19 protein-coding genes are annotated in these 17,327 nt (G+C 73.8%); 12 read left to right on the top strand and 7 right to left on the bottom strand.

Annotated elements, in window-relative coordinates; genetic code table 11:
- Positions 1-86 precede the first annotated feature (86 nt).
- Together ACFXOZ_RS01135 and ACFXOZ_RS01130 are read left to right on the top strand one after the other, a co-directional pair.
- The gene (locus tag ACFXOZ_RS01135; RefSeq protein ID WP_380524485.1) at positions 87-461 is read left to right on the top strand and encodes an STAS domain-containing protein; all 375 of its coding nucleotides are present in this window, start codon (positions 87-89) and stop codon (positions 459-461) included.
- 112 nt (positions 462-573) lie between these two features.
- A complete protein-coding gene (locus tag ACFXOZ_RS01130) occupies positions 574-1,005 on the top strand; it encodes an ATP-binding protein (protein WP_380524484.1) in 432 nt (143 codons plus the stop codon).
- Between the two features lie 86 nt (positions 1,006-1,091).
- Here the strand turns inward: ACFXOZ_RS01130 and ACFXOZ_RS01125 are convergent, their stop codons facing one another.
- From ACFXOZ_RS01125 to ACFXOZ_RS01095, 7 genes are all read right to left on the bottom strand, one after another.
- Positions 1,092-1,313, bottom strand: coding sequence for a DUF6458 family protein (locus tag ACFXOZ_RS01125; protein WP_380524483.1), 222 nt, complete (start codon positions 1,311-1,313; stop codon positions 1,092-1,094).
- Between the two features lie 105 nt (positions 1,314-1,418).
- Positions 1,419-1,895, bottom strand: coding sequence for an ATP-binding protein (locus tag ACFXOZ_RS01120; RefSeq protein WP_380586292.1), 477 nt, complete (start codon positions 1,893-1,895; stop codon positions 1,419-1,421).
- A gap of 121 nt (positions 1,896-2,016) precedes the next feature.
- The gene (locus tag ACFXOZ_RS01115) at positions 2,017-2,367 is read right to left on the bottom strand and encodes an STAS domain-containing protein (RefSeq protein WP_380586289.1); all 351 of its coding nucleotides are present in this window, start codon (positions 2,365-2,367) and stop codon (positions 2,017-2,019) included.
- Between the two features lie 84 nt (positions 2,368-2,451).
- Positions 2,452-3,396 (bottom strand): SigB/SigF/SigG family RNA polymerase sigma factor, encoded by a 945-nt coding sequence (locus tag ACFXOZ_RS01110; RefSeq protein ID WP_380524480.1) that lies wholly within the window; start codon positions 3,394-3,396, stop codon positions 2,452-2,454.
- 128 nt (positions 3,397-3,524) lie between these two features.
- Positions 3,525-5,108 (bottom strand): PP2C family protein-serine/threonine phosphatase, encoded by a 1,584-nt coding sequence (locus ACFXOZ_RS01105; RefSeq protein WP_380524479.1) that lies wholly within the window; start codon positions 5,106-5,108, stop codon positions 3,525-3,527.
- Between the two features lie 72 nt (positions 5,109-5,180).
- A complete protein-coding gene (locus ACFXOZ_RS01100; RefSeq protein ID WP_380524478.1) occupies positions 5,181-5,663 on the bottom strand; it encodes an ATP-binding protein in 483 nt (160 codons plus the stop codon).
- A 118-nt stretch (positions 5,664-5,781) separates the two neighbouring features.
- A complete protein-coding gene (locus ACFXOZ_RS01095; RefSeq protein ID WP_380524477.1) occupies positions 5,782-6,168 on the bottom strand; it encodes an STAS domain-containing protein in 387 nt (128 codons plus the stop codon).
- A 201-nt stretch (positions 6,169-6,369) separates the two neighbouring features.
- Here ACFXOZ_RS01095 and ACFXOZ_RS01090 point away from each other — a divergent pair, with 201 nt between their 5' ends.
- The 10 genes from ACFXOZ_RS01090 (at position 6,370) to ACFXOZ_RS01045 (ending at position 17,310) form a co-directional block, all read left to right on the top strand.
- Complete coding sequence (locus ACFXOZ_RS01090; protein WP_380524476.1) at positions 6,370-8,028, top strand: PP2C family protein-serine/threonine phosphatase; 1,659 nt, start codon at positions 6,370-6,372, stop codon at positions 8,026-8,028.
- Positions 8,025-9,149: a B12-binding domain-containing protein gene (locus ACFXOZ_RS01085; RefSeq protein WP_380524475.1), complete on the top strand. Its 1,125-nt coding sequence runs from the start codon at positions 8,025-8,027 to the stop codon at positions 9,147-9,149. Before ACFXOZ_RS01090 ends, ACFXOZ_RS01085 begins: the two co-directional genes overlap by 4 nt.
- Positions 9,146-9,478 (top strand): STAS domain-containing protein, encoded by a 333-nt coding sequence (locus tag ACFXOZ_RS01080; RefSeq protein WP_380524474.1) that lies wholly within the window; start codon positions 9,146-9,148, stop codon positions 9,476-9,478. Before ACFXOZ_RS01085 ends, ACFXOZ_RS01080 begins: the two co-directional genes overlap by 4 nt.
- A 238-nt stretch (positions 9,479-9,716) precedes the next feature.
- A complete protein-coding gene (locus ACFXOZ_RS01075) occupies positions 9,717-10,742 on the top strand; it encodes a YihY/virulence factor BrkB family protein (RefSeq protein ID WP_380524473.1) in 1,026 nt (341 codons plus the stop codon).
- A gap of 207 nt (positions 10,743-10,949) precedes the next feature.
- A complete protein-coding gene (locus tag ACFXOZ_RS01070) occupies positions 10,950-11,792 on the top strand; it encodes an STAS domain-containing protein (RefSeq protein ID WP_380524472.1) in 843 nt (280 codons plus the stop codon).
- Positions 11,789-12,166: an STAS domain-containing protein gene (locus ACFXOZ_RS01065; RefSeq protein ID WP_380524471.1), complete on the top strand. Its 378-nt coding sequence runs from the start codon at positions 11,789-11,791 to the stop codon at positions 12,164-12,166. Before ACFXOZ_RS01070 ends, ACFXOZ_RS01065 begins: the two co-directional genes overlap by 4 nt.
- A complete protein-coding gene (locus ACFXOZ_RS01060; RefSeq protein ID WP_380524470.1) occupies positions 12,163-12,579 on the top strand; it encodes an anti-sigma regulatory factor in 417 nt (138 codons plus the stop codon). Before ACFXOZ_RS01065 ends, ACFXOZ_RS01060 begins: the two co-directional genes overlap by 4 nt.
- On the top strand, positions 12,567-13,820 hold the full coding sequence (locus ACFXOZ_RS01055; protein WP_380586286.1) for an ATP-binding protein: 1,254 nt from the start codon (positions 12,567-12,569) through the stop codon (positions 13,818-13,820). Before ACFXOZ_RS01060 ends, ACFXOZ_RS01055 begins: the two co-directional genes overlap by 13 nt.
- Positions 13,817-15,640, top strand: coding sequence for an ATP-binding protein (locus ACFXOZ_RS01050; protein WP_380524468.1), 1,824 nt, complete (start codon positions 13,817-13,819; stop codon positions 15,638-15,640). Before ACFXOZ_RS01055 ends, ACFXOZ_RS01050 begins: the two co-directional genes overlap by 4 nt.
- Positions 15,637-17,310, top strand: a complete 1,674-nt coding sequence (locus tag ACFXOZ_RS01045; protein ID WP_380524467.1) for a SpoIIE family protein phosphatase — start codon at positions 15,637-15,639, stop codon at positions 17,308-17,310. Before ACFXOZ_RS01050 ends, ACFXOZ_RS01045 begins: the two co-directional genes overlap by 4 nt.
- The last annotated feature ends 17 nt before the right edge of the window (positions 17,311-17,327 follow it).

The following is a 17,327-nucleotide window of genomic DNA, read 5'->3' as shown; positions in this document are numbered from 1 at the left end:
CGGGCCGGCCGACGCACCGGTGGACGACCTTACGGGCAGGTGACCCGCCTCCCGGCCGCCACCCCGAGGTCTATAGCATCGGCCGGGTGACGGACCACAGGAACACCCCGGGCATGGCCGTGCTCGCGCTGAGCGGCGAACTCGACTACGACCGCGGGGCCGAGCTCTCCGAGCAGCTGGACGCCGCGGTCGCCGCGCGGCCGCCGGTGCTCGCCGTGGAACTCGCCGAGGTCACCTTCGCCGACTCCTTCGCGCTGCGCCTCCTGGTCCTCGCCGACCGGCGGATGCGGTCCGAAGGCGGCCTGCTCCTCCTGGTGGGGCCGCTGACCAGCGCCGTCAGCCGCCTGCTCGAGGTCACCGCGACGGACCGCCACTTCACCCTCGCACCCGATCCGCGCGAGGCCGCGCGGATGGCCGCGGCCTTCCGCCGACCGCCCACCACGGGCACCGGCCCGACGTGACCACTCCGTCCGGGCATCAACCACCACTCTCCGGGCACACGCATCGCACAGCGCCCCACAGCGTCCTTCCTCTGCTCGCTCCGCGCACAAGACCCTGATACGAGGCCGCATCATGTCCCACGCCGACGGAACGGTCTCACCCGACGGACCGGGCGCGGACGGCACCCGTCACCGACCCCGGCGGGTGGTCACCGCAGCCGACGCCCGCGCCCTGCTCACCGAGCTCGTCCGAACCCTGGACGGCGACACCGACCGCCTGCTCGCCGACGTCAAGCTCGCCGCCACCGAACTGGTCGTCAACGCCCACCGGCACGCCGGCGGGCTGACCGGCTTCCACGCCCGCATCGACCACGAGCGCCGCCGGCTCGTCGTCGATGTCGAGGACGCCGACGAACGCCACCCCACGGGTGAGCCGCTCGACCAGCGGGCCCCCGAAGCACCGGGAGGCCGCGGCTGGGCGCTCGTGCAGATCCTCGCGCACACCTGCCGCATCGAGCCCCTGCCGAACGGGGGCAAGCGCATTCGCGCCACGTTCGCCTACTGAGCCGCAGCCGACCGGCGACGGCGCCCGGTCGTGCCCGCGGACGGCACAGGCCGCGCTGACCGCGGGCGATTCCCCCGGCCCGACGCCTACTCGTAGTAGCGGCGTTCCTCGACCGGCTCGTCCACTCCGATCCGGCGGACCAGGCGCCGCCGGCGGTAGATGTTCGCATAGGTGATCATGCCCAGGAGTCCGGCGGCCATCAGGATCCAGCCCACCGTGTGCACGTTGATTCCGTTCAGGTGCCAGTCCGTCGCGAAGACCATGATGGCGCCGAGGGCGAACAATCCGATGCAGCCACCGATACCCATGCTGTCCCACTCCTCGTCAGTCGGCTCTCTGCTCCTCGGGTGCCCTGGATCCGGGATTGAATGTCGGCATCGGCGGAATCGTCTGCGGGCTTTCCGGCGGGGTCGCTACAGCCGGACCTCGGCCCACACGGTCTTGCCCAGCTCGTGGGTCTCGGCGCCCCACCGGCAGGAGGCGCGCTCGACGATGACCAGCCCGTGGCCGCCGGGCGTACCGGGCAGGTGCGGGAGGCGGAGAGCGGGCAGGACGGGGGAGCCGTCGCTGACCTCGATCCGCAGCGTGCCCGGACGCGCGTGCAGCGCGAGCTCCAGCGCACCGCCCGCGTGCATCAAGGCGTTGGCGACGAGTTCGGCCACCAGGAGGACGACGTCCTGGCCCGTCGGCGCCGACGCCTCGGGCCCGAAGGGTTCGACCGGTTCGAGGGGCCCGAACCAGTCGGCGAGCGCTCGCGCGGTGAAGGAGCGGGACCGGGCCACGGGCTTGGCCACCCCTGCCAGTCCGAGCCGCCGGAGCTGTCCGCCGGCCGGTCGTACGGCCCCGACGGCCGCTCTGCCGTCGCCCAGGGTCACCCCGTTGGCAGTCATGGGCGGCTGCCCCCTTCCACTGCGGTACCGGTCCGGCCGGACCCGCTGCTCACTCGGACTCGGACGTGGATCGACGGCTCGGCCGCCGGCCCGCGGTGCACCGGCTCCGCCCCGCGGTCCCTCATCGGCCGGACGCGGTGCGCAGGCTCTCACCGTCGGCGTCGATCGAGAAGATGGAGTCGGTGCCGGTGATCTCCAGGACCCGCGCCACCGCGGGCGAGGGGTGGACGAGCCTGAAGTCGACTCCTGCCGCGATGGCGTTCATCCGGGCCCGCAGGAGCAGGTTGAGGCCGGAGGAGTCGCAGAACCCGACCCGCTCCAGGTCGATAACGACCAACGGGGGGCGCTCCGCTATCAGTCCGTCGATCGCGCAGCCCGCGGGGGCGCGGGACTCGATGTCCAGGTCCCCGACGAGTGCGCAGACGGACAGCTCGCCCGCGGTGCGGTGGAGGCGGACCTCCAGCCCGGTCACGGGCGGATCCTCGACCCGCGGCACGCTGCTGGTTCCCGATTCGTTCGTCATCATCGTCCTTCGTCCACCGAACCCCTACGCACCCTACGCCCGCCCACTGCTGCGGCCGACCCGCCTGGCTCGGTCCCCGTCGCCCGCCAGGCCCTCGCGCAGGGTCTTGAGCGTGCGGCTGAGCAGCCGGGAGACGTGCATCTGCGACAGTCCCAGCCGCTCCCCGATCTGGCTCTGCGTCATGTCCTCGGTGAACCGCATCGACAGCATCAGCCGCTCCCGCGCCGGCAGGGCCGCGATCAACGGCTTGAGCGCCACCAGATCGGCCACCCGCTCGGCGTGGTCCTCGTCGACGCCGAGCAGCCGGTCGGCCACGGACATGGCGCTGCCGTCCCGCTGCGAGTCGACCGAGAGGTCCAGGGAACCGGCCGTACGCGCGTTGGCGGCGGCGAGGCCCTGGACGATCTCCGGTTCGGGCAGTTCGAGGTGTCGGGCCAGTTCCGCGACCGTGGGCGCCCGGTCGAACTGCTGGGACAGCGCGTCCTGGGCCTTGGCCAGGGCCAGGCGCAGCTCCTGCATCCGCCGGGGGACGTGCACCGTCCAGGTGTTGTCGCGGAAGTGGCGGCGGATCTCGCCCTGCACCGTCGGGATGGCGAAGGAGCTGAACTCCACCCCGTGCTCGGGGTCGAAGCGGTCGATGGCCTTGATCAGGCCGATGGCACCGACCTGGAGCAGGTCGTCCTGGTTCTCCCGCTTCACGCCGAACCGCCGCAGCACGAAGCGCACGAGCGACATGTTGAGCTCGACCAGGGTGCCCCGCACGTACGAGTACTCCTTGGTGCCCTCCTCCAGGGCGGCCAGCCGCGCCAGCAGGGCCCGGGTCAGCTCCCGGGCGTCCGCCGGAGCGACCTCACCCGGGTCCTCCACGTCGGCGAGTTCCGGTGCAGCGTCGCGTCCGGAAGCGCCGACGAGCGGGCCGGCGGCATCCGGCGCGAGGCCGGTCTCCACCTGGAGCAGCTCTTCAGTGGTGATACCCATGTCGGTCCTCTTCCTCCATCACTCCGGCACAGCCGGCGGCGCGACTACCCGCTCGCGGCGGGAGCATGCCCGGCTCCGGCGTGAAGATTCCGTGTACGCCGGACGTGCCGGGACAGGCTGCCGTCCGGTCAGCGACGGACGTGCAGGGCGCAGACGTCGTCGCGGCGCTCGGCCGTCCCCACCAACTCCCGCACCAGCCCGGCGAGGAACGGCCCGCCGCCGCCACGCCCCCGGGCCGCGGAGGCCAGTCGCGCCATGGCCGCGTCCAGGGGTTCCCCCGGACTCTCGATCAACCCGTCGGTGTAGAGCAGGAGTTCGTCGCCGGGCAGCAGTTCGATCGACGACGCCTCGTAGCGCGGGGTGCCGGTCGCTCCCAGCAGGATGCCCGCCGGAGCCGGCAGGAAGCGGGCCTCGCCGTCCCGGAGGAGCAGCGGCGGCAGGTGGCCGGCCTGCACCCAGGTGAACCGCGAGGTGTCGGGCCGGTAGCAGGCCATGATCATGGTGGCGGTGCTGAACGGCCGGTCGTAGTTGTGCAGCAGCAGGGCGTTGAGGCGGTGGAGGATCTCCGGCAGCGGCGTGCCCGTGATGGCCATGCCCTTGGCCGTGAAGCGCAGCAGGGCCATCGTGGCCACCGCGTCGAGGCCGTGGCCCGCGACGTCGCCGACGACCAGCAGCGCACTGCCGTCCGGCAGTTCGAGCGTGCTGTACCAGTCGCCGCCGACGTTCAGCCCCTCCTGCACAGGCCGGTAGGCGACGTCGACGACCAGGCCCGCCAGTTCGAGCACCTGGTGCGACTGCGGCAGCAGCGTGTTCTGGAGCCGGGCGGCCAGGTCCCGTTCGGCCGCGAGCAGTCCTTGGTGGGCGAGCACCGCCTGCTGGTGCTCCAGCAGTTCCTGCTCGGCGCGCCTGTCCGCGGTCAGGTCCTGGAACAGCCCGTTGAGTTCGACCGGATCACCGTGCGCGTCCATCTGGGCCTCGGCGACGATCCGGACGTGTCGCACCTCTCCCCCGGCGAGCACGATCCGCACGGTGCGGTCGATCCGCCCGCCGCCGCCCATCAACCGGCCGACCTCTGCGGCCAGGACCTCACGGTCCTCTTCCGCTGCCCGGGCGGGCAGGTCCGACAAGGCCAGCGGCCCCAGCTGCCGGGGCCGGTCGAAGATCGCGTAGACCTCCTGCGACCAACTGACCTCGCCGCGGACCAGGTCGTGGTCCATCCAGCCGGTCCGGCCCAACTGCCGCATCAGGGCCTGCCTGCGCCGCTTCCGCTCGTGGGCGTCCAGGCGGGTCCAGGAGACGACCAGTCCCTGCCGGCAGGGCACCGCCCGCACCTTGTAGCGGGAGGACCGGGGGATGCCGGCCGCGACCTCCTCGTAGTTCAGCTCGCCCTCCCAGCGGACGCCGGTCGCGTGGGCGTCGAGGTAGCCGCGCCAGAGGTCGCTGCCGGCGACCCCGGGATACATCTCCAGGACGCTCCGTCCCAGCAGCTCCGGGCCGCGGCGCCCGGCGATGTCGACCGCCTGGGGAGAACTCGCGGTGAAGCGGAAGTCCACCACCTCCCGGTGCGTCCCCAGCACCGGCGTGAGCAGGACCATCGACCCGAAGGAGGCGTCCAGCACGTCCTGGATCGCGCTCTCCTGCGGATGACCACCCGGCGTCGCACTGCTGTCAGCGCTCGAACCGGGCGGTGCTGGTCGGTCGTGGTCCGTCATGCGAGGAGCATGCCATGTCGCGGGCCGACCGACGTCCGGCGTTACGCCCCCCGCCGGTTCGGCGGCGGGCCCTCAGCGGACGGGGATCGTGATGGTGATGCGCTTTCCTCCCCCGGGGAACCGCTCGACCTTACAGCTGGCCGCCAGTCGCCGGACGATCACCCACCCGCGGCCGCCGAGCCGGTCTGGGCCCGGCCCCTCCCGCTCCGGGGCCCGGGGCAGTTCGTCCGAGCGGTCCTCCACCTCGATGCGCAGCACCGGCGGCTTCACGTCCAGCCGAGCGCGGAAGCCGGTCAGCCCGCCCCCGTGCCGTAGGGCGTTCGTGAGCAGTTCGGTCACGGCCAGGTGGGCGTCCCGCCGCGCCGCGCTCGTGTCACCGGGTACGGCGCTGAGCAAGGACGTGATGACCGACCGGGCATCCGCCGCGGTGGCCACCGGCAGGCCTCCGCCGACTGCCGCGCGGTGCACCTGGACCCCCTGCTCGTCCGCCGGGGGTCCTGTGCGCAGTACTGCGGGGCCCGCCGTGCTGTCGGGCGGGAGGAGCGGTTCCGGCATACGAGGACCTCTGACGGGGTGAAGCCGCAGGGAAGGTTCGGAGTGCGAACGGTGCGGGATGTCAACCTTCGCATGCCCGGTGAGCCGTGCATCACTCCGCACCGCTCCGGTCCCGGAGTCACCCGGCCCCACCCGCACGGGGCTCGGTGGGCTCCGGTCCACCGACGGCCTCGGCCACGGTTTCCGCGAACGCGAAGTACCCGGTGGTCGAGGAGACTTCGAAGAGGCGCCGCACCAGCGGATCCAGCGGGCCGGCGATCACCAGCCGCCCGCCTCCGGCAGCAAGGCTCCGGTGGGCCTCGAAGAGGGTGTGGAGTGCGGAGGAATCGGCGAACTCCACCCGCGACAGGTCCGCGACCAGCAGGCCCGAGAACCCCTCGACGGCGCGGTCGACCTGCTCGGCGAAGGCCTGGGCGCTCTCCCACTCGAGCTCGCCCTCGGCTGCCACCAGTCGATGGCCCGGCCAGTGGGCCCCGTGGACGACCACCTCGTCGTTCTCCGTCACAGCGGGATGCTACGGCATCCGCGCGCGGCCGATCGGGTCGGCCCGGGGGCGGATCGAGGCCGCTACCATGGACCCTCATCCAGCGCACCGTCGACTTCGTGCGGTTCCGCGGCCGGCCGACCGAGTCCTTCGGGCCAGCGCGCACCGGTCGCAGCCGCTGCACGAACAGAGTGAGGTGATGGTCCAGCAGGGCCGGACGAGATGCCAATCCTTCCGACGGACGATCCACCCACGCCGACCCACCCCGGTCTGGCCTTCCTCGCGGACGCCCCCCACCCGGTGCTGCTCCTCGCCGCCGACGGGACCGTGGTCCATGCCAGCGGCACCGCCCGGGAGCTGCTCGGCGGCCGTTCCGCAGCCCGGGGCGCCGCGGTCGCACCGTGGCTGCTCGAAGCCCACCTGCGGATGTCCGGGGAGGGCCCCGGCGATCCCGGGCGCTCCGCCCGGGGCTCCTCGCCGGCCGTCCGCGGGGTCCTGGCCGGCGGCGAGGTCGAGGCCCATCCCTCGGTCCAGGCCGACGGAAGCGTCGTGTGGTGGCTGGTGGACGGGGCCGACCGCAGTCTGGCCGCGGCCCTCGAACGCGACCGCTGGGAACTGCTGGCCCACCTCTCGGGCCAGCTGCTCGCCTCGCTCAACGTCGAACGGTGTCTGGAGACCACCGCCCAGCAGGCCGCGGTCCACCTGGCGGACGCCGCGGTGGTCGTCTCCCCCACCAGCGGCAGGCTGTTGCGCTTCGTGTCCTGCGTCCGGGGCGAGCCGCCGGTGCACGGCCGGGCCCGGGCGGACGCCTCCGCCGTACCCGGCCTGGCGGAGGCCCTGCGGGGCTTCCCGCCCGTGCCCTCGCGCTGGATCGACCCCTCCTCGGCGCCCCAGTGGCTCGTTCCCGAAGGCATGACCGCCGTCGGCGCGGTGTCCGTCACCCCGCTGCCGGGCCACGGTGTTCCCGCTGGGGCGCTGGTGCTGCTGCGCGGCGCGGGCCACGGCGCCTTCTCGCCCTCGGAGGAGGTCTTCGCCCGGCTGTTCGCCGCCCGCGCGGGCGCGGCGGTCTCGGCTGCGGTGATGTACTCGGAGCAGGCCGCCGTCACGGACCTGCTGATGCGTGAACTGCTGCCGCCGCGGCTGGAACACGTGGCGGGGACCGACTACGCCGCCGGCTACCGGGCCTCGGTCGACCGGGACCGGATCGGGGGCGACTTCTACGACGTCCACCCCGCGACGGACCCGGACGGCGAGACCCTGGCGGTACTCGGCGACGTCTGCGGGAAGGGGCTGGCGGCCGCCGTACTGACCGGGAAGATCCGCAACACCCTGCACGCGCTGCTGCCGCTCGCGGACGACCACCCCAGGCTGCTGACCCTGCTGAACCGCGCGCTGCTCACCTCGCAGCACACGCGCTTCGCCACCATGGTGCTGGCATCGGTGCGGCGGCAGGAGGACCGGGTCACCGTCCGGCTGTCGGCGGCCGGCCATCCGGCTCCACTGGTCGTCCGGGCGGACGGGAGCGTCGAGACCGCCCGTACGTCCGGCAGCCTGGTGGGCGCCCTACCGGAGACTCGGATCGAGTCCGACACCGTCGTCCTGGCTCCCGGCGAGGCCTGCGTCCTGTACAGCGACGGGGTCACCGAAGCCCGGGGCGGTCCGCTGGGGAACGTGATGTTCGGGGAGGAACGGCTGGTGCGCGTGCTCGGCGAATGCGCCCGGATGCCCGCCGAGGCGATCGTCGAACGGGTCCTGATGCTCGCCTCCCAATGGGTCGGCAGCAGCCGGCACGACGACATGGCGGTTCTCGTGATCGCGGCGCCGCAGGGCAGCCGGCTCTCCGCCGGTGCCGGGCGCGCTGCCGGGGAGCCGGACCAGTGACGGCCCCCGACCTGGAGGTTCCGGCTCCGCGGACGGACGACCCGGCGGCATGGGCCGATGGTCTGTGGGCCGCGGTGTCGGCCGGCGACGAGGCGGCAGCCGGCGCCGTCGCGTTCGACGCCCTGGGCGCCGGGGTGGCGCCGGAGGCCGTCCTCCTCGACGTGATCGCCCCCGTCCAGGCCCGGGTGGGCGCCGAGTGGGCCGCCAACCGGCTGACCGTGGCCCAGGAGCACACCGCCACCGCGATCAACGACCGGGTCGTCACCGCCCTCGTCGCCCACCCGGCGGTGCGCGGCAGCGTCCCGCGGACCCCCCGCGGAAGGGTGACGGTGTCGTGCGTGGACGGCGAGTGGCACGCCTTTCCGGCCCGGCTGCTGGCCCAGGTCCTGGTCCTGCGCGGCTGGCAGGTCGACTACCTCGGCTCGCAGGTCCCCACTCCGCTCCTGATCAGTGAGCTGCACCGCACCGCGCCCGACGCGCTGGCCCTGTCGGCCTCGCTCGCCCCCCGGCTGCCGGCCGCGCACACCACGATCACGGCCGCCCAGGCGGCGGGCGTGCCGGTGCTCGCAGGAGGGGCCGCGTTCGGCCAGGACGGCCGGTACGCCCGGCTGCTGGGAGCCGACGCCTGGGCCCGGAGCGCCCGGGGCGCGGCCGAGCGGCTGGCCCGGGGACTCGCCTCCCCGGTGCCAGAGCACCAGCCCATCGACGACCTCCCGCACCTCGCCGACCAGGAGTACACCCTGCTGAGCCGGAGCGCGCCCCGCCTCGTCGGCGCCGTCGTCTCCGGCCTGCTCAAGGAGGTGCCCGCAGTCAGGGCCTACACGGAGGCACAGCTCCAGCACACTGCCGAGGACATCGCGCACGTGGTCGACTTCCTGGCCGCCGGCCTCTACACCGACGACCCCGACCTGTTCTGCGGCTTCCTGAGCTGGACCGCAGGTGTCCTCGGCTCCCGCGCCGTCCCGGCCTCCTCGATGCTGCCGGCGTTGGAGATCCTCCGTCACGAACTGCGGGACCTGCCCCGCTCCGTCACCCTGCTCGACCACGGGCGCACCGCGGTCGCGGCCCTGCTCCCACCGACGGTCCACGTCCCGAACCAGCACCACGGAAACCCGGCATGACCACACCCACCGATCGAGACCCCGTCGCGCCCGGACCGGCCCCGCGACCCGACACGATCACCGTCGTGGTCGAGGCCGACCTCGACCACGAGACCTGTGACGCCCTCCTCTCGGCCGTCACGACCGAGCTGTCGGCGCGGCCGGGCGCGAGCACGCTCCAGCTGGACTGCACCGCCATGACCATGTGCGACTCCATGGGGCTGTCCACCCTGATCCAGATCCGCCGCCACACCGACGCCGCCGGCCTGCGCCTGCGGATCGACCCCCGCCCGGCACTCCTGGACCGGCTGCTGCACCTCACCGGCACCTTCGACTACCTGCTCCGCTGACCAGCCCGCACCGTCCGCCCGAGCAGGCGCCACTCCCGGCGGACCGGCACGCCCGAGCGCCCGCGACCCGACGGAGGCGGGAATGCCCGGGCCGGAGCGGGGCAGACGAGTGCCGTCACCCGAAAGGGACAGGTCGGCTCCGCCCGCCGGGCCCCGCCCCGCAACGTCGGCCGTCCCCTGGACGGTGCACCGGCCGCCCCTCCCGGGGCGGCCCCGCACATCCGAGGAGGCACGGCCCGTGGAACTGCTGGACCGGCTCGACGACTACCAGCGCCGGCACCGGCGCGTTGGCGCCGTACTGGCGGTCATCTACAAGTTCGTCGACGACCAGGGCGCCTACCTCGCCGCACTGATCACCTACTACGGCTTCCTCTCGGTCTTCCCCGTGCTGCTGCTCCTGGTCACCGCACTCGGCTTCGCCCTGCACGGCGACCCGCAGCTCCAGCAGCAGATCCTGCACTCCGCGCTGGGCCGGTTCCCCGTGATCGGCGATCAGATCGCGACCAACATCCACTCCCTCCAGGGCAACGGACCCGCCCTCGGCATCGGGATCGCCGGCAGCCTCTACGGCGCCTCCGGCGTGGCCCAGGCCATCCAGAACGCCTTCGACACGGTCTGGGCCGTGCCCCGGCACCGGCGCCGCAACGCCGTCGCCGCCAGGCTCCGGGGCCTTCCGCTGCTGGGGCTGCTGGCCGCCGCGGTCGCCGTCTCCGGCGCCCTGGCCACCATCGCCGCCACGGCGGACGTCGGCCCGGCACCGCTCGACTCGCTCGTCCGGGCCGGGGCCGGACCGCTGGCCGTCCTGGTCGACAGCGGGCTACTGCTGCTCGCCTTCAAACTCCTGATCGGTGACGGTCCGCCGGTGCGCCGCCTGTGGCCCGAGGCGCTCGGAGCCGCGCTCGTCTGGCAGCTCCTGCTGTCGGCGGGGACGTACTACGTCGGGCACGTGCTTCGGGGAGCCACCGCGACGTACGGCCTGTTCGGCATCGTGTTGGGGTTGATGGCCTGGCTCTACCTGGCGGCGCTCGCCCTGGTCGCCTGCGCGGAGGTCACCGCCGTCCGGCACCTGCGGCTGTGGCCCCGCGGACTCGCCAGCCCGTTCGTCCACGACGCCGACCTGACCGGTGCCGACCGACGCGCCTACACGGCCTACGCGACGGCGGCCGCGTACACGGCCGGCACGAGGATCCGCGTCGGATTCCGCGGACCCCACGGCGGCGGTCCGGGCGCGCGGGTACCGGCCCGGCGGTCCGATCAGGGCTGACGGAGCCCGCCTCCGCACCCCGGGTGTTCCCGGGAATCGGATTCGGCTGAGTGGAATCCGGATTCCGGGGCAGACGGGTCCCGATCGGCACCGGGTGACCGGTCGGCCGGGAGACCGCCCGGTCGTCCCGCCGCGGTGCGCCCGGGCGGTCTCCCGGCTCCCGGGCTCTCCGGGAGCCGATTCGGCGGTAGTGGAGGAGTGCGCCTGATGGCGGCAGTGGAATCGGCCGAGCGGCTCGTGGAGCTCTTGACGCGGGACGCGGCGGTCTTGGACAAGTGGGTGGAGGAAGTCTCCGGGAACCTGCGCGGCCGGATCAGCCGGGCGGAGATCGAACGGGAGCTGACCGACCTCTACCAGGCTCTGGCGCACGGCCTCCGCCAGGGCGGCCTGGACTGGCGGGCGGAGGAGCACTCGGAGGTCCGGGCCCTGCTGGTGGAGCTCTCGCGCAGCCGGGCGCAGCACGGCTTCACCCCCACCGAGACCGCCGCCAGCGTGTTCTCCTGCAAGGACGTGCTGGAGCCCACCACGTCCAGCTCGGCCGAGGACATCACCGCCTACCTCCAGCTGTCCCGCCTGCTCGACGGGCTCGGGCTCTTCACGATCGAGGCGTACGCCCGGACGCGTGAGGAGATCATCAGCGCCCAGGCCGAGCAGCTGCTCGAACTCTCCACTCCCGTCGTCAAGTTGTGGGAGGGTGTGGTCGCGGTTCCACTCGTCGGCACGCTCGACTCGGCACGGACCCAGATCGTCATGGAGAAGCTGCTCCAGAGCCTGGTCGACTCCGAGTCCGAGCAGGCGATCATCGACATCACGGGCGTGCCCGCGGTGGACACCGAGGTCGCGCAGCACCTGCTGAAGACGGTCGTGGCCGCCCGGCTGATGGGCGCGGAGTGCACCATCTCCGGCATCCGGCCGCAGATCGCCCAGACCCTGGTGGCCCTCGGCGTCCAGTTCGGGGACATCGTCACCAAGGCGACCCTGGCCGACGCACTGCGGTACGTGCTGCAGCGCATCGGTGCCGAGCAGAGCGCCGCGGGCGGCCACAAGTGACCGACCGCGTACCCATCCTCAAGCTCGGCCGGGTCCTGCTGGTGTCGATCCAGATCGACCTGGAGGACCAGACCGTACTGGACCTGCAGGACGACCTGGCCCAGCGGATCGTCGCGACCGGAGCGATCGGCGTGGTCATCGACATCACCGCGCTGGAGATCGTCGACTCCTTCGTCGGGCGGATGCTGGCCGGCGCCGCCGCGATCTCGAAGCTGCTCGACGCCGAGACCGTCGTCGTGGGCATGCGGCCGGCGGTCGCGATCACCCTGGTCGAACTGGGCCTGTCGTTGGGCGGTGTGCGCACCGCACTGACCCTGGAGAAGGGCCTCGCCCTGCTGGAGCGCGACCGCACTTCCCGTGCGGAGCGCCCATGACCGGGTCGGGCGAAGGAACGGAGCAGACGGTACCGATCGTGTCCAACGACGACGTCGTACGAGCCAGGCAGCTCGTGCGCAACCTGGCCCAGCAGTGCGGACTCTCCCTCGTGGACCAGACCAAGCTGGTCACCGCCGCCAGTGAACTCGCCCGCAACACCCTGGTCTACGGGGGCGGCGGCGCGATGCGCTGCGGCGCGATCCACCGGGACGGGCGGCGGGGCGTGCGCGCGGTGTTCGAGGACAGCGGCCCCGGCATCCCCGACCTCGACCTGGCCCTGACCGACGGCTGGACCTCCGGCGGTGGACTCGGGCTCGGGCTGAGCGGTGCGCGCCGGCTGGTGGACGACTTCGCCCTGGAGAGCGTGGTCGCGGTGGGCACGAAGGTGTCGGTGACCAAATGGGCACGCTGACCGTCCCCCTGCTGGAGTGCGAGGACGCGGTCTGGTTCCGGGACACCGAATCGCTGCCGGCCGCCGCCCGGAGCGCGGCCCGCAGCATCGGCCACCGGGCGGGGCTGCTGCCCGAGCGGGTCGGCGAGGTGGGTCTGGCGGTCAGCGAGGCGGCGACCAACCTGCGCCGGCACGCCCGGGACGGGTCGCTGCTGCTCCGGGTGGTCCGCACGGACTCCGAGGCCGCACTGGAGTGCGTCACCATGGACAGCGGGCCCGGCATGGCCGATGTCCACCGGTCGCTCACCGACGGCGTCTCCTCGCGCGGGACGCTCGGAATCGGGCTGGGCGCCATCTCCCGCCTGGCCGACACCTTCGACCTGCACTCACTGCCCGGAGCGGGCACCGTGCTGACGGCACGGTTCTGGAACCGCACGGCGGGCGGGCGGCGGGCGGCGGCCTGCCCGGAGCCGGTGGTGACGGGCATCACCCGGCCGATGAGCGGTCAGGACCACTGCGGGGACGCCTGGGCCGCCCGCCCGGTCGACGCCGTGCGCCCGGCGCCGGAAGCCGGGGCGGTCGAGCCGGCCACCCGGCCGGCCGCCCACCGCACGGTGCTGGACTGGTCGGTGCTCACCGGCACCCGGCCGTCGCGCCCGGCCGACCGGGCGGAGCACGCGTCCGCGACGCGCGCCGCGCTCCGGCCCGCCGCACCGACCGCCGCTGCCGCGGAGCGCGCCACCGGGCCCGCGGACCGGGCGTTCCTGACCATGTTCTGCGACGGTCTCGGGCACGGGCCGCTCGCCGCCAAGGCCGCCCTGGACGCCGTGGCCGCCTTCCGCCGGAGCGCGGCCCGGACGCCGGACGGGGTGCTGGCCGACATCCACCGCGCCCTGCGCTCCGGGCGCGGCGGCGCGGTGGCGGTCGCCCTGGTCGAGCCGGCCGAGCACCGGGTCAGCTTCAGCGGTGTCGGCAACATCAGCACCTTCGTCGTCGACCCGGCGACCGGGACGCGCCGCTCGCTCCCGTCGGCTCCCGGGATCGTCGGCCACCAGTTGCCCGTGCTGCGCACCATCAGCCACCGACTGGCAGACCACAGCGCGGTGGTCATGCACTCCGACGGGCTGACCGACCGCTGGCGGCCCTCCGAGCTGGGCGGCGCGTTCTCCCACCTGCCGGCCACGGCCGCGGCGCTGCTGCTGCGCGAGGCCGGCGTGCGCCGGGACGACGCCGGCGTCCTGGTGGCGAAGGGACTGTGGTGAACGCCCCGGTGGAACCCTCCGCACTCCGGCTCGGCACGGTACCGGTCGTCTCGGCCAGGGACGGCTTCGTCCTGCGCCGGGTCGGCAAGACCGTCGCGGAGCTGCTCGGGTCCGACGACCAGGACGCCGTGCGCCTGGCGACCGCCCTGAGCGAGCTCTGCCGCGATCTGCTCGGCAGTGAGCTGCTCACCGCCCGCTTCGACCTCCACCTAGCGCCTCTCCCCGGCCTGCACGTCACCCTGGAGTGGCAGGGTGCCCGGGTGCCCTCGGACGAGACCGTCGGCGCCTGCGGCCGGCTGCTCACGACCAGGATCGGCCCCGGCGGCGCGGGCGGCTGGGTGAGCCTGGAGCAGCAGCTCCCGCACCTGGCGGGCGACCAACTCGTCGCCGTACAGCGGGCACGGTGGCTGCTGGACAGCCACGGCGGCGAGAGCGACCTGGACGACTCCCGGGCGCAGGCCCACGACCTGATAGCCGCGCTGGAACAGACCCGGGCGCAGCGCGAGGAGCTCAAACGCCTCAACGAGGAGCTGGCCGAGACGAACCGCGGGGTCGTCGCCCTCTACGCCGAACTCTCCAAGGAGCTCGAGGAGACGAATCGCGGCGTGGTCGCGCTCTACGCCGAACTGGACGAGAAATCGCGGCAGTTGCGCGAGGCCAGTGAGGCCAAGACCCGGTTCTGGGCCAATGTCAGCCACGAGCTGCGCACGCCCGTCAACGCGGTCGTGGGGCTGGCGGAGCTGCTGCTGGCCGACACCGGGTGCCCGGAGGCCGAACGCGGGCAGCAGCTCTCGCTGATCGCCGACTCCGGCCGCACCCTGCTCGCCCTCGTCGACGAACTCCTGGACGTGGCCAAGGCCGAATCCGGGAACCTCGAACCCACCTGGGCGCAGCTGGACCTGCGGGCCGTACTGACCCAGCTGGAGGGCACACTGCGCGGCCTGGCCGGCCCGGACGTCGAACTGGCCATCACCGCACCGCAGGACCCGCGGCCGGTCCTCGGCGACGAGACGATGCTCACCCGGATCCTGCGCAACCTGCTGTCCAACGCCCTGAAGTTCACCGAGACGGGGTCGGTGAACCTCGACGCCCGCTTCGACGGGACCGGACCGCTCGGACCGGAGCAGCTCGTCCTGACCGTGGCCGACACCGGGATCGGGATCCCGGTTGATCAGCAGAGCCGCGTGTTCGAGGAGTTCTACCAAGTCCGCGGCCCGCACCAGCGGGGGCGGCACGGCACCGGCCTCGGCCTGCCGTACGCCCGGCGACTGGCCGAACTCCTCGGCGGCGAGTTGCACCTGAGCAGTACCGAGGGCGTGGGCACCACGATCACGGTGCGGCTCCCGCTGTCGCCCGATCAGGGCGGCGGACCGGCGCCCCGGGCGGCGCGGGTCGTCGTGGTGGACGACGACCCGGCGTTCCGTGCTGTGCTGAAACCCCTGCTGCACGAGGTCGCCGAGCACGTCGTGGAGGTCGCGGACAGTGCCGAGGCACTCTCCGTGATCCGGCGCGAACAGCCGGACGGCGTCTTCCTCGACCTCCACATGAAGGACCTCGACGGCTACCGGGTGCTGGCGCAGCTGAAGGCCGACCCGGCCGTCAGCCGTCTGCCGGTCGTGGTCCTCACCTCCGCCCTGCTCACCTCCCTCGACCACGACCGCCTGACCAGGGCCCGAGCGATCCTGCACAAGTCGGACCTGACCGGCGACCGGCTGGGGCGCGCCCTGCACGGCGGGGCCGCGCGCGCCGCCGTGCCGGAGACCAGCGCGCCCAGTCGGCGGCCGCCGGGCCCGCCCGCCCAGCCGGAGGAGCACCCATGACCGGTACCGCCGTTCCCGACGCCGGGCCGGCCACGATCCTGGTCCTCGACGACAACCCCGCCACCCGCTACGTCGTGGGCAGCTGGCTGCGCCGCAACGGACACACCGTCGTCGAAGCCGTCGACGGCGGCCAGGCGCTGGCCATGCTCGCGGACGCCCCCGAGCGGGAACTGCCCGAACTGGCCGTGGTGGACGTCAAGCTGCCCGACATGACGGGCTTCGAGGTGTGCGAGCGGATCAAGGAGCGGCCCCGCACGGCCGACCTCCCCGTCATCCACATCTCGGCCACCGCCATCGAGGCGAGCGACCGCACCCAGGGACTGCACCGGGGCGCCGACGCCTACCTCACCGAGCCCATCGACCCCGCCGAACTCCAGGCCACCGTCAGCGCCGTGCTGCGCTACTCCCGGGCACGCCGCAGGGCGGAACTGCTGGCCGGGCGGGTCGCCGCGCTGCACCGCAGCACCCTGGCGCTCTACGGCGCGGCCGACGCCAACGCCCTGGTGACGGCCGCCGCGCTGGGCGCGGCCGACCTCGGCGCCGGCTGCGCGACCGCCATCGCGCTCGGCCCCCACGCCGAGTCGGTCCACCTCGCCGAGTGCTCCCCGGGCGGCGCGGCGCCCGGGGCGACCGACCGGCCGGTGGCGGCCGACAACCACGGGATCCGCCTGCTCACCGCGCGGCCTGCCCTGCTGGACACGATCGCCCACCACACCCTGGGGGACACCACCGGAACCGCCATCGCCGAGCTCGGCGCCGCCGAGTGGCGGGCCGCGCTGGCGGAGAGCGCCGGCTCGCCGGGTGCGCCGCAGGACGGTCCGGTCGCCCTGGTCGTCGCCCGGACCAAGCCCGGCCGCCCCCTGGTGGCCCTGGCCGTCGAAGCCCGGGCCGTCGCAGGACTGGACGAACGCCGGCTGCTGTCCCAGCTGACCCAGGCCACCGCGCTCGCCCTCGAAGCACTGCGCAGCCAGGCCGAGGAGCACGCTCTCGCCCTGACCCTCCAACGGAGCTTCCTGCCCAGCCGGCTCCCCACCGTCGCCGGCGTCGACCTCGCCGTCCGGTACGAGCCCGCCTCGGACCGCAGCGAGATCGGCGGCGACTTCTACGAGGCGATCGACACACCGGCCGGCCTGCTCCTGGCCATCGGCGACGTCGCCGGGCACTCCCTCGAAGCCGCCATGGTGATGGGCGAGCTCCGGCACGCCCTGCGCGCCTACGCGATCGAGGGGCACGACCCGCAGGCCCTGCTGCGCCGGTTGGACACACTGCTCGTCCGGCTGCGCCCGGGCGTCACCGCCACGGTCTGCCTGGTGCTCATCGAACCGGGCCGCCGCCGGCTCCACCTCGCCAACGCGGGCCACCTGCCGCCGCTGCTGCGACTGCCCGACGGCTCGGCCGGCTACCTCACCGAGCACGGCATCCTGCTCGGGCTCGACCTGCCGCAGCCGCCCGTCCGCACCTACGACGTGCCTCCCGGCAGCACCCTGCTGCTGGTCACCGACGGCCTGGTGGAGGTACCGGGCGAGGACCTGGAAGTCAGCCTGGAGGGTCTCCGGGACACCTTCTGCCGGGCCCCCGCCGACCTGGACGCGACCGGCGACCTGCTGCTCACCACGTTCGCGAGGGCCCAGACCGACGACGTCGCCCTCCTGCTCGCCCGCCTCGACTGACCGACCTCCCCGGAGCC

The organism is Kitasatospora sp. NPDC059160 (assembly GCF_042755465.1).
Taxonomy (GTDB): Bacteria; Actinomycetota; Actinomycetes; order Streptomycetales; family Streptomycetaceae; genus Kitasatospora.
This window is presented reverse-complemented; position numbering and strand designations above follow the sequence as displayed.